Origin of the sequence: Egicoccus sp. AB-alg2 (assembly GCF_041821065.1) — a bacterium.
GTDB lineage: Bacteria > Actinomycetota > Nitriliruptoria > Nitriliruptorales > Nitriliruptoraceae > Egicoccus.
Window position 1 is genome coordinate 118923 of the sequence record NZ_JBGUAX010000004.1, and the last position, 16321, is coordinate 135243.

Sequence of the window (16321 nt, forward strand, 5' to 3'; positions counted from 1 at the left end):
CATGCTGACCACGATCCTGGCGGTCGCCGCCGAGGGCGACGGGAGCTTCCAGCTCCTGCCCGACTGGGCGGAGTTGATCTGGGGTTCGGTCGCGTTCCTGCTGCTGCTGGCCTTCATGTACAAGTTCGTCTTCCCCCGCGCGAACCAGGTCCTCGACGACCGGTCCGCCGCGATCCAGGGGAAGATGGAGGAGGCCGAGGCGAAGCTGGTCGAGGCCGAGGAGGCCCGGCGCAACTTCGACGCGCAGATCGCCGACGCCCGCGGTGAGGCCAACGCCATCATCGAAGAGGCCAAGGCCACGGCCGAGTCCCTGCGTCGCGACATCGTCGCGAAGGCCGAAGCCGAGGCGGCGGCCATCGTCGAGCGCGCCCAGGCCGACATCAACGCCGAGCGCGACCGCGCCCTGCAGGACCTGCGTACGCAGGTCGGTGCCATCTCCGTCGAGCTCGCCTCGCGCATCGTCGAGCGCGAACTCGACACCACGACCCACCAGTCGCTGGTCGACGAGTACATCCAGCGACTGTCCAGCCAGAACTGAAGACGTCGTCGCCCGTGCCCGCGCCGGAGCCCGTCTCCGGCCGGGCGACGCGGGTGCCACGCGCATCCGGCCACCCGGTCGGGTGCGACACACCGCCGGGTGACGCCGACGCCGACCTGATGAGGACCGGCCAATGACGACCGAACGGACGAGCGCCTACGCGCAGGCCGTCGTCGCCCTCGCCGAGGGCGAGGACGCGCTCGAGGCCGTCGGCACCGAGCTGCGCACCATCGCCCACGCGGTGGAGAGCAGTGACGAGCTGCGCCAGCGTCTCACCGACATCCACCTGCCCGTCGGGCAACGGCTGAAGTTCGTCGAGTCCGACGTGCTGCGTGCGGCGCACCCCGCCACCCGCAGCGCGCTGGCGATGATCATCGCCGCCGAGCGCGCGGGCGAGCTCGGCGCGATCGCCGACGCCGTGGCCACACAGGCCGCCGAGCGTCGCGAGCGCGAACTCGCCGAGGTGTACGTCGCCGCCCCGATCGACGCGGCCCGCCAGCGCACGCTGGTCCAGGCGCTCGAGCGGGCGACCGGCAAGCGCCTCGACGTCCAGGTCTACGTCGACCCCACGGTCGTCGGCGGCGTGCGCGCCAAGATCGGCGACACCGTCATCGACGGCTCGGTGGCCCGCCGGCTGCAGGACCTGCGCACCCGCGTCGGCGGCTGACCGACGACCCCTGGCTTCGCGCGACGCGAGGCCGACCACGAGGATTCCAAGATGGCTGACCTCACGATCCGCTCGGAGGACATCACCTCCGCGATCCAGCAGATGCTGGAGGGCTACGAGCCGGGCCTGGCCACCGAGCAGGTCGGGCGCGTCATGGAGACCGGTGACGGCATCGCCCGCATCACCGGCCTGCCCGGCACGCTGGCCAACGAGCTGCTCGACTTCGGCGACGGCGTCTTCGGCATGGCCATGAACCTCGACGAGCACGAGATCGGCGCCGCGGTCTTCGCCGACGCCGCTCGCATCGAGGAGGGCCAGACCGTCAAGCGCACCGAGCGCGTCCTGTCGATCCCGGTCGGCGACGCGATGCTCGGCCGGGTCATCGACCCGCTCGGCCGTCCGCTCGACGGCAAGGGCCCCATCGACGAGACCCGCGTGGACGGTCAGCGCCCGCTCGAGGTCCAGGCACCCGGCGTCGTCGACCGCCAGCCCGTGGGTGAGCCGCTGCAGACCGGCATCAAGGTCATCGACGTCATGACGCCGATCGGCCGCGGCCAGCGCGAGCTCATCATCGGCGACCGCCAGACGGGCAAGACGGCGATCGCGCTGGACACGATCATCAACCAGAAGTCGCTGTGGGGCACGCCCGACGCGGTCAAGTGCATCTACGTCGCCATCGGTCAGAAGAACTCCACCGTCGCCGAGGTCGTCGCGACCCTCGAGCGCCACGGCGCGATGGAGTACACCACCGTCGTCACCGCGCCGGCGTCCGCGCCCGCGCCCTTCCAGTACATCGCCCCCTACGCCGGTGCCGCCATCGGCGCGAACTGGATGTACAAGGGCGAGCACGCGCTGATCATCTACGACGACCTGTCGAAGCAGGCCGACGCCTACCGCCAGCTGTCGCTGCTGCTGCGCCGCCCGCCGGGCCGAGAGGCGTACCCCGGTGACGTCTTCTACCTCCACAGCCGCCTGCTCGAGCGTGCGGCCAAGCTGTCCGACGAGCTCGGTGGCGGGTCGATGACGGCGCTACCGATCGTGGAGACCAAGGCCAACGACGTCTCGGCCTACATCCCCACCAACGTCATCTCCATCACCGACGGGCAGATCTTCCTGGAGACCGACCTGTTCTTCCAGGGCCAGCGCCCGGCCATGAACGCCGGTGTGTCGGTGTCCCGCGTGGGCGGCTCGGCGCAGCGTCCGGCCATGAAGGCCGTGTCCGGCACGGTGCGTCTGGAGCTGGCGCAGTTCCGCGAGCTCGAGGCGTTCGCGCAGTTCGGCTCGGACCTGGACAAGGCGTCCCAGCAGCAGATCGCCCGCGGTCAGCGGGTGGTGGAGATCCTCAAGCAGCCGCAGTACCGGCCGCTGCCGGTCGAGCTGCAGGTGGCCTCCATCTTCGCGGTGACCAACGGCAAGCTCGACGAGATTCCGGTCTCCGACGTCCGTCGCTTCGAGGCTGGTGTGCACGAGTTCCTCGAGTCCCGTCACGGCGGGCTGCTCGAGCAGCTGCGCAGCTCGAAGCTGACCGACGACCTGCGCGAGCAGCTGTCGGCCGCCATCGACGCCTTCGCGCAGACGTTCACGCCGTCCGAGCAGGCGCCCGAGGACGACCGCGACGAGGGCTGGGACGCCATGTCGGCGACCAGCGAGGCCGTCGAGGCCTGACCGCTCCCGGGCCGGCCGCGTGACGCCGCGCGGCCGGCACCCGGACCCGCATCCCCCGAGGAGACTCCAGTGGCAGGTAGCGGCCAGATCCGCCAGCTGCGACGGCGCATCCGCTCCGTCAAGAGCACGCAGAAGATCACGCGTGCCATGGAGATGATCGCCGCGTCGCGGATCCTCAAGGCGCAGCGTCGTGTCCAGGAGGCTCGTCCCTACGCCGAGCAGATCACCGAGGTGATCAAGGGGCTCGCGCTCGCCAACGAGGTGAAGTTCCACCCGTTGCTGCGCGCCCCCGACGAGCGCGTCGGCCGTGTCGCCGTCCTGGTCAACACCTCCGACCGTGGTCTGGCCGGCGCCTACAACGCCAACGTGATCAAGGCCGCCGAGCGCACCATCCGCCAGGAAGAGGGCGACGGCAACCAGGTCGACCTCTACGTCGTCGGCAAGAAGGGCGCCGGCTATTTCTCCTACCGCGGCCGGCGCGCGGCCGGGTCATGGGAGGGCGTCTCCGACGAGCCGCGCCTGGACGCGGCCGCCGGCATCGCCGAGGAGTTGATGCGCCGCTACGCCGAGGGCGACGTCGACCGGGTCTGGGTCGTCTACACGGACTTCAAGTCCTCGCTGACCCAGCAGCCCGTGCGCATGGAGCTGCTGCCGGTCAAGACCGAAGAGTTCGAGGGCGGTGACGAGATCGCTCCGGAGATCCTCTTCGAGCCCAGCCCCGCCGAACTGCTCGACGCGCTCATCCCGCGCTACGTCGAGGCCAAGGTCTTCCACAGCCTCCTGGAGTCGTCGGCCTCCGAGCACGCCTCGCGCCAGCGGGCGATGAAGTCGGCCACCGACAACGCCGAAGAGGTTGCCGGCAAGCTGTCGCGCGTCATGAACCAGGCCCGTCAGGACCAGATCACCACCGAGATCTCCGAGATCGTCGGTGGCGCCGAGGCACTGTCGCAGGCCAGCTAGCGCCAGCCCGAACGCTTTTCCGTAGTACGTGACCAGGCTCGGGAGCCCGAGCGAGGAGCGAAGAGATGTCGACCCAGACTGTCGGGGTCAACGAGGGCCGCATCGTGCGGGTCATCGGTCCGGTGGTGGACGTGGAGTTCCCGCCCGGCGATCTCCCCGAGATCAACAACGCCCTGACCTTCGAGCGCACCTACCAGGGTGAGACCCGCACCCTGACCGCCGAGGTCGCCCAGCACATCGGTGACCGCCGCGTCCGCGCGGTGTGCATGCAGCCGACCGATGGCGTCGCCCGTGGCGCCACCGTCGTCGACAGCGGCGCGCCGATCTCCGTGCCCGTCGGCCCGGGTGTCCTCGGGCACATCTACAACGTGCTCGGCGAGCCGCTCGACGCGCCGATCGACTCGATCCAGGCCGACACGCGCTGGCCGATCCACCGCGACCCGCCCCCGTTCGACGAGCTCGAGGCCCAGGCCCAGATGTTCGAGACGGGCATCAAGGTCATCGACCTGGTCGAGCCCTACGTGCAGGGCGGCAAGATCGGCATGTTCGGCGGCGCCGGCGTGGGCAAGACGGTCGTCATCCAGGAGATGATCAACCGTGTCGCCCAGCAGCACGGTGGTGTGTCGGTGTTCGCCGGCGTGGGTGAGCGCACCCGCGAGGGCAACGACCTCATGCTGGAGATGCAGGAGTCCGGCGTCCTCGACAAGGCGGCGCTGGTCTTCGGGCAGATGGACGAGCCGCCGGGCGTGCGTCTGCGCGTCGCGCTGTCCGCGCTGACCATGGCGGAGTACTTCCGCGACGAGATGCGCCAGGACGTGCTGCTGTTCGTCGACAACGTGTTCCGGTTCGTCCAGGCCGGGTCCGAGGTGTCCACGCTGCTCGGCCGCATGCCGTCGGCCGTCGGTTACCAGCCGACGCTGTCCAACGAGATGGGCCAGCTGCAGGAGCGGATCACCTCGACCAAGGGCCGCTCCATCACCTCGCTGCAGGCCGTGTACGTGCCCGCCGACGACATCACCGACCCGGCGCCGCACACCACGTTCGCCCACCTCGACGCGCAGACGGTCCTCTCCCGTGACATCGCATCGCTGGGCATCTACCCGGCCGTCGACCCGCTCGACTCGACCTCCCGGATCCTCGACCCGGGTGTCGTCGGCGACGAGCACTACCGCGTCGCGACCGGGACCCAGGAGGTCCTGCAGCGCTACAAGGACCTGCAGGACATCATCGCCATCCTCGGCATCGACGAGCTGTCCGAGGAGGACAAGGTCACCGTCGCCCGTGCCCGCAAGGCGCAGCGGTTCTTCTCCCAGAACTTCTACGTGGCCGAGCAGTTCACCGGCAACCCGGGCGTGTACGTCCCGGTCAAGGACACCATCGAGGGCTTCAAGGCCCTGATCGAGGGTGACCTCGACGACGTGCCGGAGCAGGCGTTCCTGTACTCCGCCGGCGTCGACGACGTCCTGCGCAAGGCCAAGGAACTGGGCAACTGATGGCCGCCACCATGCACGTCGAGGTCGTGTCGGCGGAGCGCCACGTGCTCTCCGCCGACGTGGTCGAGCTCTACGCCCGCTCCGTCGAGGGCGAGATCGGCATCCTGCCCGGTCACCAGCCGGCGCTGATCGAGCTGGACATCGCTCCAGTGCGCGTCAAGCTCGACGACGGCACCGAGGAGACGATCGCGGTCCACCACGGCCTGCTCTACGTCGGCCGGGACAAGATCATCGTGCTGGCGGACGTCGCCGAACCGGCCAGCCAGATCGACGCGGACCGTGCGGAGGCCAAGCTGCGCGAGCTCGAGGCCAAGCTCGCCGAGGGCGAGGACGCCGTCGTGCGCGCGTCGGTGCAACGCGCCCGGACCCGGCTGGCGGTCGTCAACCGCTGACGCGGGGGACCTCGGCCGCGACACCATCGCGCGACGAAACGCAAGGGCGGTCCCTTCCGGGACCGCCCTTCGCGCGTCCGGACCCGTGACGGCCCGCTGCGGCGCGGCGCCGGTAGTCTCGGGGCCCATGTTGGACCCCACCTCCTCCTCCGACGTCTTCGTCGTCCGTGGCGGTGCCCCTCTGCGGGGCACCGTCCGGCTGTCGGGCGCCAAGAACTCGGCGCTCAAGCTGATGGCGGCCGGCATCCTCTGCGATGGCCCGCTGGACCTGCGGGCGATCCCGCGGATCGCGGACGTGCCCGTCATGGCCGACGTGCTGCGCGGCATCGGGCTGGACGTCGACCTCGACCTCGCGGCCGAGCGCTGCACCATCGACGCATCGAAGGAGCCGGACTGGCGCCCGCCGCGCGACGCGGTGACCCGCATCCGAGCCTCCATCTCGTGCCTCGGCCCGCTGGTGGGACGCGTGCGCCGGGCCCGCATCGCCCTGCCGGGCGGGGACAAGATCGGTGCCCGGCGGATCGAGATGCACGTCCGCGGCCTGATCGCGATGGGCGCCGAGGTCGAGGAGCGCGCCGACGAGGTCGAGGTGTCCGCCCGCGAACTGCACGGCGCCATCTTCACGCTCGACTTCCCCAGCGTCGGGGCGACGGAGAACCTCGTCATGGCCGCGGTGCTGGCCGACGGCACGACCGTGCTGGACAACGCCGCGCGCGAGCCGGAGATCCAGGACCTGTGCCGGATGCTGGTCGCCATGGGGGCCCGCATCGACGGCATCGGCTCGCCGACGCTGGAGATCGAGGGCGTCGACCGGCTGGCACCGGTGACCTGGGAGACCTGCCCGGACCGCATCGAGGCCGGCACGTACGCGGTCGCGGCGGCACTCACCGGCGGCGACGTCGTCATCGAACGGGTCCGCCCGGCCGACCTGACCCTGCCGCTGCTGAAGCTGCGGGCGGCGGGCGTGGCGATCGAGGAGGGCGGCGACTCGCTGCGGGTGAAGGCCGGCGACCTCGATCCCGTCGACTTCGTGACGCTGCCCTATCCCGGCTTCCCGACCGACCTGCAGCCGCAGATGATGGTGCTGCTCACCCAGGCCGACGGCACCTCGCGCTGCACGGAGAACGTGTTCGAATCGCGGTTCTCGTTCGTCGAGGAACTGGGTCGGATGGGGGCGGACATCCGCATCGACGGACACCACGCCCTGATCCGCGGACCGGCACCGCTGGCCGGCGCGACATTCACGGGCCTGGACGTACGTGCCGGTGCCGCCGGCACGCTGGCCGGCCTGGTGGCACGCGGCACCACCATCGTCCGCGACGTGCATCACGTCGACCGCGGTTACGCCGACTGGATCCCGCGCCTACAGGCGCTGGGAGCCGACGTGCAGCGCGTGCCCGCCGCCGATGTGGATGGCTGACCGCGGCGACCGCCGGGCACGTCGCCGGCGGCCGCGTCCGGCCGCGACGCTGCTGGCCGCGACCGTCGCCGTGCTGTCGACCGTGGTCCCGACCCTGCCGGCCGACGCCGCCGAGCCTGTCAGCGGACCACTGCGTGTCGAGGTGGCCGACGGCGGGGTCGTCGAGGTGACCGACCACGCACGTGGCAGCCGGCGGTTCGTGGACACACTGGAGTTCCACGCCGGATCCGCGGGAACGCTGCTCGTCAACGACCTCGCGATGGAGGAGTACGTGGCGGGCGTCGCGGAGATGCCGGCGCGCTGGCACCTCGAGGCACTCAAGGCCCAGGCCGTGGCGGCACGGACCTACGCCTGGTACTCGATCCGCCTCGGCACGTTCACCCACTACGACATCTGCGCCACCGTGGCCTGCCAGGTCTTCCGTGGCGCCGACACGGTCCTGGACAGCGACCTCGGCGGACGCTGGCGTGAGGCCGTCGATCAGACCGCCGGGCAGGTGCTCGTCGACGACGACGGCCGGCCGATCCTGGCCCGCTACTTCTCCACCTCCGGCGGGCGGACCTATCCCAACGAGGTCGTGTTCCCCGACGACGGCCCGCGCCCGTTCCTGGTCGGCACGGACGACCCCGCCGACGCCGTCTCGCCCTACCACCGCTGGATCGTCACGTTCACGCGCGAGCAGTTCGACGACATCATCGGCCGCGGCGACACGCTCGCCCGCGCCGCGCCGGTCGCCGACGTGCGCCGCGAGGGCAGCGTCCACGACCCCTACGCCGACGTCGTCGTGACGGCAGACGACGGCACCGAGGTGCGCGTCGGGGCCCGTCAGTTCCGCGAGTTCGTCAGCCGGATGGCCGCCGAGCGCTACCCGCAGGACTTCCCGGGCGTCCGCGGCGACGGTGTGCGACGGCTGCCGGAGACCCTGCCCTCGAGTCGGTTCGAGATCATCGTCGACGACCAGCACGTCGTCATCGAGGGCCTGGGGTGGGGGCACGGCGTCGGCCTCGGTCAGTACGGCGCGCTCGGTCGCGCGCAGCAGGGCGAGGACCACCAGGACATCCTCGCCGCCTACTACGACGGACTGACCCCGACCGCGTCCGACGACCTGCCCTCGCGGATCCGGGTCGGCATGGACGTCGGCGACACGTTCACGCTGCGCCCGAGCGCCACGATGCGGATCCTGGCCGGCGACACGGTCGTCGAGGAGATCGCGTTGGGCGCCTGGACCGTCGAGCGCCAGGGCGAGGATTGGGCCCTGACGCCACCCGACGGGCACGACGCCGACCTCGAGGTGGCCGCGACCCGGCCCGCCGCCGGCCTGGACCTCGGCGACGCGGCCGTCGTGGAGACCGAGGTGAACAAGCCGGTCCTGTTGCGCCTGGTGGTCCGCGACGAGGACGGGTCCGAGGTGCTCGTCCGCGACCTCGGCGCGGCCGACCCCGGCGTGCACGCCGCCACCTGGCGGTTCGAGGACACGGACGGGCAGCCCGTGCCCGAAGGCGACTACACCCTGACCCTCGTCGGCCGCGACGCCGCCGGCGAGGAGGACGGCAGCCCGCACACCCTCCGCGTCGGTGCCGAGGCCGTCGCGACCGCACGAGAACGCGCCGCCGACGAGGACGAGGCGGGTGGCGGGACCGAACGGGTGCTGCTGGCGCTCGTCGCGCCTGCCACCCTGTTCGTCCTGCTCGCCGCCGCCCGCCGTTCCCGCAGGAGCCCCGCATGAGCCAGCCGCCCGTCCCGCCGCCCGGTCCCGCCGGCGGCCGTCCCGGTCCGCACGGTGGGCCGCCGGGAGGTCCCGGCTGGCCGCCGGGACCGGCGGGGCCGCCCTCGGGACCGCCGGGCGGCGACCCGGCCTGGCCCGGTGGCGGCCGCCGCGACGGCAGCCGCGCCGCCGAGGCGTTCCCGGTGCCGTTCTCCGCGGCCGACGGGGCGCTGCTGGTCCTGTGGAGCCTGGTCGCGCAATTCCTCGTGGTCCTGCCGGCGATGTTCCTCGGCATCGTCGACGGCAACGGCGGCGCGACCATGTTGTTGCTGGTCGTCGTCGCGCAGGGGGTCGGGCTCGCGGGTGCGCTGGCCTACCTCGCCGCCCGCGGCCGGCTGTCGTGGCGGTTGCTCGGGCCGGTCCGGCCGTCCGGTATCCACTGGGCCGTCGGGTTGGTCGTCGGCATCGGCGGGTTCATCGGCGTCAACGTCATCATCGCCGTCGTGCTGCAGTTCATCGGTCCGGTCGACCCACCCGAACAACAGCTGCTGCAGGACCTGACCGCGGGCGGCGTCTCCACCGTCCTCGCGATCGTGGCGGCCGTCGTGATGGCCCCGCTGGTCGAGGAGGTCGTGTTCCGCGGCGTGCTGTTCCAGGGGCTCAAGCGCCGGGTCGGGCTGTGGCCGGCCGCACTGGTGTCCGGCCTGATCTTCGCGGCCGTGCACGTCGAGGTGACCCAGCCGATCTACAGCGCCGGCCTGCTCGCGCTGGGCGTCGCGCTGGCCTGGTCCATGCACCGGTTCGGCAGCCTGATCGTGCCGATCGTCGGCCACGCCGCGTTCAACGCCGTATCCGTCGGGCTGACCCTGCTCGGCGGCCGTTTCATGGACACCATCTGATCGAGCAACCTCTGCGAGACGCGGTCGGTGGCACGTCGGTCACGCCCGCGGCGAACGAAGCGTCGACGCTGATCGTCGTCATGCCGCGACCAACCGCCGTGACGACACGACTTGGCAGCCGCACGTGGAACCCGCCGTACGCCCGTGCGCGTCAGAAGGGCAGGGGTCGGGGCCGTCGCCGTGGCCGGGTGCGGGTGGAGGCGGGGCAGCGTCGGCCGGCCCGGGGCGGTGGTGGCCGGGTGGTTCGGGGCGGGGTGGTGGTCGTCGGCGGGGGTCGTTGGCTGGCGCCAGGTCGCGGGCAGGGTGGTGGTGGTCAGTCCGGAGCGGGTGTGGATCCAGGTCCGGGTGCCGCCGCGCCGCTGGGAGACCTGCCAGCCCGCCGTTTCCTTGTCGCGGTTCGTGCGGGCGCAGAGCGGGCCGAGGTTGTCGAGGTCGGTCGTACCGGCCGGCGTGTTTGGCCGGCCGGCCACCAGGGGGCGGCATGGTCGATGTGGGCGCCTCTGGCGGGGCGGTCGCAGCCCGGGCCGGTACAGGTGTCGTGCACGGCGGTGAGGATGTCGCCGAACCAGCCGGGCGGTCGGCGTGAGGCACGGCCGATGCCGAGGACTTCGCCGTCGTCGTCGATGATGATCGTGCGCAGCTGGGCGCCGGCACGCTCCAGCAGACGGCCGGCTGCTGTTGCCGTGGTGAGTCGTAGCCGGCCGCCGGTCGGGGTGGTGAGCAGGTCGGTGGGCAGCCGGTCGTCGAGCAGCGATTCGAACGGCAGGCGGATGAGCAGGCGGGGCGGGGGCAGCGTGTCGCGCCAGTCCGGGGGTGGACCCGACGTGTCGGCGAGCTGGGCGGCGGGTTCTGCGGCCGCGGGCCCGGCGGTGCCCGGTGAGGCGGGCGAGCAGGGTGTCGAGGCGGGTGCGACGTTGCCGGCGGCCTGGATCGCTTTGGTGGTGGGGGTGGTGGCGGCGTCGATCAGGGCGAGGCCGGCGGCGTCGAGTTCGGCGTGCAGCGTGCTGCCGGTTGCGTCCAGCCGCGGCTGCAGCTGCAGGAACCGGCCCGCCTCGGCGCCGCGTTCGCGTGCGGCGAGATCGTGGGGGTCGAGTTCGTCGAGCAGGGCCGACAAGAGCTGGTCGAGCTGGTGGTCGAGTTCGCGGCGGGCGGTGCGCAGCCCGATCGTGAGACCGCGCAGTTGGGCGAACGAGATCCGGTGGGCACGGACGGCCGCGTGCAGTGACGGCAGGCGCCGCAGCAGCCGGCCGGCGCGCACCAGCAGCCGGCGGTCCATGCGGGTCTGCGCGCCGATGGCGGCCAGCCAGTGCTCGATACCGACACCGGTGGTGCGCTCGACCGCGTCGTCGCCCAGCAGGTCGGCCAGCCCGGCCACGGCGTCCAGCAGCGCGCCGTCCGCGGCCTTCAGACGCTGCAGCACCCCGGCCAGTTGCGGCAGCTCGGCCAGCACCGGCAGCCCGAACGGTGCCTCGGCCGCCGACGACGAACCCGGCGGCGACGGTACGTCGGGCGTCGGGCCGGCCGGCGACGCCTGGTAGGCGCCCTGGTGTTCGCCGGCCAGCACGGCGCCACGTGTCCGGCGCCCGGCGTGACGCTGGCGCCGCCCGTGGACGACGGGCGCGTGCGGAGCCGGGTGGTCGAGTACACGGCCCACAGTCAACACGGACCCTGTGACATGGATCGGCTGCGCGCCCCCGGCGACAGGAGGATCAGTGCTTGACGAGGCGTTCAGCCAGCGAGCGGCCCGTGGGCGGTCGGCCGGTGCGGGCGCCGCGGGCGTCGATGCGGGCGAGCGCGCCCTGCAGGTAGCGGGCGGCGAGCCAGCGCAGCGGCTCGGGCTCCCACCGTCGTGGCCGGTGGCCGACCATCGGCAGGTCGGCGAACTCGGTCTGGCCGGTGACGACGAGGTCGGCGAGCACCCGCCCGGCGAGGTTGCTGGTCGCCACGCCCTGGCCGGTGTAGCCGTAGGCGGCGCCGATGCCGGTGGCCACGTCGAATCGGAACGACGGCAGCCAGTCGCGCGGCATCCCGAGCGGCCCGCCCCATTCGGCGGCGATCGCGACGCCCTGCAGGGCCGGGAACCAGGCGACGAGTTGGCGGCGCAGTTCGGCGTGGGTCGGCTCGTGATGGTCGTAGGCGGGCGCGACCGCCGACCCGAAGTGGTAGGGGGCGCCGCGGCCGCCGAACAGGATCCGGCCGTCGATGGTCCGTGACAGGTAGTCGACCGTGTAGCGGTGCGAGGACAGGCATTCGTGTCCCTGCCACCCGATCTGGGCCCACCGGTCGTCGTCGATCGGTTCGGTGAGGACGATCAGCGAGTAGACCGGCATGACGTCACGGGCTCGGCGCGGCAGCTGCGGCAGCCACGCCTCGGTGGCCAGCACGACGGCGTCGGCGGTCAGCTCGCCGCGGTCGGTCACGACCGTGACGGCCGGTGGGCCGGGCCGTACGTCGGTGACGCGGGTGCCCTCGACGATGCGCGCGCCGCGGGCCTCGAGGTGGCGTGCCAGCCCGCGGACCAGCCGCCCGGGATGGACGACGGCGCCGTGTCGGTCGAACAGGGCACCGCGGGCGTCGGCGACCCGGATCCGCGCGGCCAGTTCGTCGGCGTCCAGCACCTCGACGCCGTCGTCGACCCCGAGGCGACGGAGGACGTCGTGACCCTGCTGCAGGGCGGGCTGCTCGTGCCCGCCCCGGGCGATGCGCAGGACCCCGCCCCGCCGGATCTGCGCGTCCAGCCCGATGCGTGTGCACACGTCGACGATCTCGTCGACGGCGCCGCGGACGGCCCGGATGGTGGCGGCGGCCGCCTCCGGCGAGGTCCGGCGCGCGAGCTCGTCGGGGGTGACGGCGATGTTGGGGGACAGCCAGGCGCCGTTGCGGCCCGAGGCGCCGAACCCGACCGTCCGCGCCTCGACGACCACGACTTGGAGGGTCGGGTCGCGCTCCAGCAGGTACCACGCCGTCCACAGGCCCGTGAAACCGCCTCCGACCACGACCACGTCGGCGCGGCCGTCGCCGTCGAGCGGTGGCCGCGGCGTCAGGTCGTCTCCCGAGGTCGTCAGCCAGTACCCGGCACTCACGGCGCCTCCGTGCCGGCGTCCACCTGGCGGGCGTGCAGTTCCAGCGCCAGTCCGTACTCGAGGAGGTGCTCACCGGCCCGGGGGTCGCGGCCGGTCAGTTCGCGGATGCGGTCCAGCCGGTAGGTCAGGGTGTGGCGGTGCACGCACAGCTCGGCGGCGGCCGGGCCAGGCCGGCAGCCGTGGGCGAGGTAGGCCCGCAGGGTCTGCACCAGACGGGTCGACTCGCGACGGTCGTGTTCGATGACCGGACCGAGCACCTGGGTCACGAAGTCGGTCGCGCCGAGGTCGTCGCGGATGCCGGCGAGCAGCCCCGACAGGCCCAGCTGGTCGACGTCGTGGACCGGGGAGGCCGCGTCGAGCACGACGGCGACATGTGCCTCGCGGATGGCGGCACGCAGCGCGTCGAGGTCGGTCTTGACCCGGCTGCGACCCACGCGCGGCGACGGCCAGCCGCGCGAGCGCATGGCGGTCACGATCCGTTCCGCGGCGTCGGGCTCGTCCTGGGCGTCGGCCACCATCGCGTACAGCTCGCCGTCGAGGTGGCCGACGACCGGGCGGCCGAGCGGCAGCAGGGCGTCCTCGACGACCATCGACAGGTGCGCCTCGCCGACACCGGCAGGGCGGGCGACGGTGAGCACGCGGTAGGCGGTGGGCGGGCTGACACCCAGCCGCCGCAGCGCCCGGGCGATCAGGCCGCTGGTGCTGCGTCCCGCAGCGGCCTCCTCCAGCAGCTCGTCCACGCGGGCGCGCTGTGCCTCGCGCACCGACCGGCGTCGCGACAGCTCGAGCGACACGCCCGCCAGCCCCTGCTCGAACAGCAGCGACTCGTGCTCGAGCAGCGGATGGTCGGTCACGGCCACCACCACCGCGTCGAGCTCGTCGCCGAGCCGCACCGGGCCGCTGGTCAGCGCCTGACCGTCGGGGAGCTCACTGGTCGCGCCGGACGCGCCGTCGGCGACCACCTGCTTCCACGCCTGGTCGAGGTCGACCGACGACAGCCGCCCTCCGGGATCGTGGCGACCGAGCTCGGCGCCGGCGAAGTCGAAGGCGACCAGGGCGGCCGCCGGCATCGCCCGGCCAACCGTGGTGAGGACCGCGCCGATGCCGTGGCCCGACACCACGGCGGCCAGCACCTGGCGGTGCAACGTGATGGCGCTGCGCAACGTCGCGAAGTGCTCCTCGAACATGTGGCGCGAGACCCGGCGGGTCACGGCGAGGAACGGCACCTCGTAGGGGACCGTGATCAGGGGCAGGCCGTGCTCGTCGCAGGCGGCTGCCATGGCCGGCGGCACGTCGTCGAGCGACACGCCGGTCCCGAAGCCGACCGCGACGACGCCCCGGGCCGCCAAACCGGCGATCAGCCGCTCCTGCAACTGCGGGCTGTCCTTGACGCCCAACCCGGTGGTCAGCAGCAGCTCGCCACCTTCGAGCCAGGGGGTGGGATCGGGCGTGTCGGAGATGTGGGCCCACCGGATCGGCCCGCGGCGGTCGAGGCCGGCCCGCCCGGCGACCAGTTCGAGCCCCAGGCTGGGGTCTGCCAGCAGTTCGGACGGCCAGAGCGGCACCGGCGCCCTCGTCTCGACGATCGGCCGAGCGTACTCCGCGGCCGGGCGCCGAGCCCGGTGTTGTCGTGCAGGCGTGTCCAGCCTCGTCACGTCGCGACGCCTCTCCCGTCGGTCGCGCGGCGGACGCTAGGGAGCATCGGGACCATCATCATCGGCCGAAGACAACAGAAGTCGGACGCCGGGTTGGCCGAACGGCGAACGAGACGGCCGGCATGAGGCACACTTCGACAGGTGGCCAATGGCTCGGCGCTGACCGTCGCCGGACGGCCAACGACAGGGGTCCCGGCGGGCTTCTACGGTCGGCCCCTGGGATGGCAGATGCCTTCTGCTCCGGGTCGACCTGCGCACCGTCGGGAGTCGGTCGCCGATCCGGGCAGGCGTCCAGGCGAGGCGAGCGCGAAACCGGGAGGTCGAGCCAGTGCGTGAGGTCAAGAACCTGATCGGCGGGAAGCTGCAGGATCCCGCTTCCGGCGAGACGATGGACCTGGTGAACCCGGCCACCGGGCAGGTGTTCGCCACGGCCCCGAAGTCGGGCCCCGAGGACGTGGACATGGCGTGCAAGGCGGCGGCCGAGGCCTTCCCCGGCTGGCGCGACGCCACGCCCTCCGAGCGCAGCCTCGCATTGCTGCGCATCGCCGACGCCCTCGAGGAGCGCGGCGAGGAACTGATCCGTCTGGAGTGCGAGAACACGGGCAAGCCGTTCCAGCTGACGATGGAGGAGGAGCTGCCACCGGCGGTCGACCAGATCCGCTTCTTCGCCGGCGCCGCGCGCCTGCTGGAGGGCCGCTCGGCCGGCGAGTACATGGCCGGGCACACCTCCTACGTCCGGCGCGAGCCGATCGGCGTCTGCGCCCAGGTGGCGCCCTGGAACTACCCGATGATGATGGCGGTGTGGAAGTTCGCGCCGGCGTTGGCCGCGGGCAACACCGTCGTGCTCAAGCCCAGCGACACCACCCCGGTCTCGACGGTGTGGATGGCGGAGCTGATGCAGGAGTTCCTGCCGCCGGGCGTCATGAACGTCATCTGCGGCGACCGTGACACCGGCCGCAGCCTGGTCACCCACGAGATCCCACGGTTCGTGTCCGTGACCGGCTCGGTGCGGGCCGGGATGGAGGTCGCCGAGGCCGTCGCCCGCGATCTCAAGATCACCCACCTCGAGCTCGGCGGCAAGGCGCCCGTGATCGTGTTCGACGACGCCGACGTCGAGCACGCCGCCGAGGGCATCGCCGGTGCCGGCTACTTCAACGCCGGTCAGGACTGCACGGCGGCCACGCGTGTGCTGGCCGGCCCGCGCATCCACGACGACCTCGTCGCCGCGCTGGCCGAACAGGCCCGCAACACGCGGACGGGGGCCCCGACCGACGACGAGGAGGCCGACTACGGGCCGCTCAACAACGCCACCCAGCTCGAGCGCGTCGGCGGGTTCTTCGAGCGCACGCCCGAGCATGTCGAGGTGGTGGCGGGCGGGCACCCGCTGGCCCGCGACGGCTTCTTCTTCGAGCCGACCGTCGTCGCCGGCCTGCAGCAGGACGACGAGATGACCCAGAACGAGATCTTCGGGCCCGTCCTCACCGTCCAGCGCTTCGACGACGAGGAGCAGGCGCTCAGCTGGGCCAACGGCGTCAAGTACGGCCTGGCGTCCAGCGTGTGGACCAGGGACCACGGGCGTGCCATGCGCATGGCCAAGGGCCTGGACTTCGGCGCGGTGTGGATCAACACCCACATCCCGATCGTGGCCGAGATGCCGCACGGCGGGTTCAAGCACTCGGGCCACGGCAAGGACCTGTCGGTCTACAGCCTCGAGGACTACACGCGTATCAAGCACGTCATGAGCGACATCACGGTGTGACGACCACCGGCGCTCCGGGCGTTCCCCCCGTCGCCCGGAGCGCCGGTCCCACGTGTCGCCAACGGCAACGAGCGAGGGCAACGGC

General features: G+C 72.5%; 13 protein-coding genes. 10 read left to right on the forward strand and 3 right to left on the reverse strand.

The features are described 5' to 3' along the window. The first annotated feature begins 1 nt into the window (after position 1). The 9 genes from atpF (at position 2) to ACERM0_RS08160 (ending at position 9739) form a co-directional block, all read left to right on the forward strand. Complete coding sequence (gene atpF / locus ACERM0_RS08120; protein WP_373678072.1) at positions 2 to 538, forward strand: F0F1 ATP synthase subunit B; 537 nt, start codon at positions 2 to 4, stop codon at positions 536 to 538. Positions 539 to 671: 133 nt separating this feature from the next. Then, on the forward strand, positions 672 to 1205 hold the full coding sequence (gene atpH, locus ACERM0_RS08125; RefSeq protein ID WP_373678073.1) for an ATP synthase F1 subunit delta: 534 nt from the start codon (positions 672 to 674) through the stop codon (positions 1203 to 1205). A gap of 51 nt (positions 1206 to 1256) precedes the next feature. Then, positions 1257 to 2870: a F0F1 ATP synthase subunit alpha gene (gene atpA / locus ACERM0_RS08130; RefSeq protein ID WP_373678074.1), complete on the forward strand. Its 1614-nt coding sequence runs from the start codon at positions 1257 to 1259 to the stop codon at positions 2868 to 2870. Between the two features lie 69 nt (positions 2871 to 2939). Beyond that, entirely contained in the window at positions 2940 to 3830 is an 891-nt protein-coding gene (locus ACERM0_RS08135) for a F0F1 ATP synthase subunit gamma (RefSeq protein WP_373678075.1), read from the forward strand. 65 nt (positions 3831 to 3895) lie between these two features. After that, a complete protein-coding gene (gene atpD, locus ACERM0_RS08140) occupies positions 3896 to 5323 on the forward strand; it encodes a F0F1 ATP synthase subunit beta (RefSeq protein WP_373678076.1) in 1428 nt (475 codons plus the stop codon). Then, the gene (gene atpC, locus ACERM0_RS08145) at positions 5323 to 5715 is read left to right on the forward strand and encodes an ATP synthase F1 subunit epsilon (protein ID WP_373678077.1); all 393 of its coding nucleotides are present in this window, start codon (positions 5323 to 5325) and stop codon (positions 5713 to 5715) included. The genes atpD and atpC overlap by 1 nt, the downstream gene beginning before the upstream one ends. 127 nt (positions 5716 to 5842) lie before the next feature. Further along, on the forward strand, positions 5843 to 7135 hold the full coding sequence (gene murA / locus ACERM0_RS08150; protein WP_373678078.1) for a UDP-N-acetylglucosamine 1-carboxyvinyltransferase: 1293 nt from the start codon (positions 5843 to 5845) through the stop codon (positions 7133 to 7135). Further along, a complete protein-coding gene (locus ACERM0_RS08155) occupies positions 7128 to 8861 on the forward strand; it encodes a SpoIID/LytB domain-containing protein (RefSeq protein WP_373678079.1) in 1734 nt (577 codons plus the stop codon). Before murA ends, ACERM0_RS08155 begins: the two co-directional genes overlap by 8 nt. Next, positions 8858 to 9739, forward strand: coding sequence for a lysostaphin resistance A-like protein (locus ACERM0_RS08160; protein WP_373678080.1), 882 nt, complete (start codon positions 8858 to 8860; stop codon positions 9737 to 9739). The genes ACERM0_RS08155 and ACERM0_RS08160 overlap by 4 nt, the downstream gene beginning before the upstream one ends. 313 nt (positions 9740 to 10052) lie before the next feature. Here the strand turns inward: ACERM0_RS08160 and ACERM0_RS08165 are convergent, their stop codons facing one another. From ACERM0_RS08165 to ACERM0_RS08175, 3 genes are all read right to left on the reverse strand, one after another. Then, entirely contained in the window at positions 10053 to 11303 is a 1251-nt protein-coding gene (locus tag ACERM0_RS08165; RefSeq protein ID WP_373678081.1) for a hypothetical protein, read from the reverse strand. A 145-nt stretch (positions 11304 to 11448) separates the two neighbouring features. Beyond that, positions 11449 to 12822, reverse strand: a complete 1374-nt coding sequence (locus ACERM0_RS08170) for an NAD(P)/FAD-dependent oxidoreductase (protein WP_373678082.1) — start codon at positions 12820 to 12822, stop codon at positions 11449 to 11451. Continuing rightward, positions 12819 to 14387, reverse strand: a complete 1569-nt coding sequence (locus ACERM0_RS08175; protein ID WP_373678083.1) for a PucR family transcriptional regulator — start codon at positions 14385 to 14387, stop codon at positions 12819 to 12821. Before ACERM0_RS08175 ends, ACERM0_RS08170 begins: the two co-directional genes overlap by 4 nt. A 436-nt stretch (positions 14388 to 14823) precedes the next feature. Between ACERM0_RS08175 and ACERM0_RS08180 the strand changes: the two genes are divergently transcribed. Beyond that, positions 14824 to 16236: a gamma-aminobutyraldehyde dehydrogenase gene (locus tag ACERM0_RS08180; RefSeq protein WP_373678423.1), complete on the forward strand. Its 1413-nt coding sequence runs from the start codon at positions 14824 to 14826 to the stop codon at positions 16234 to 16236. Positions 16237 to 16321: the final 85 nt, after the last annotated feature.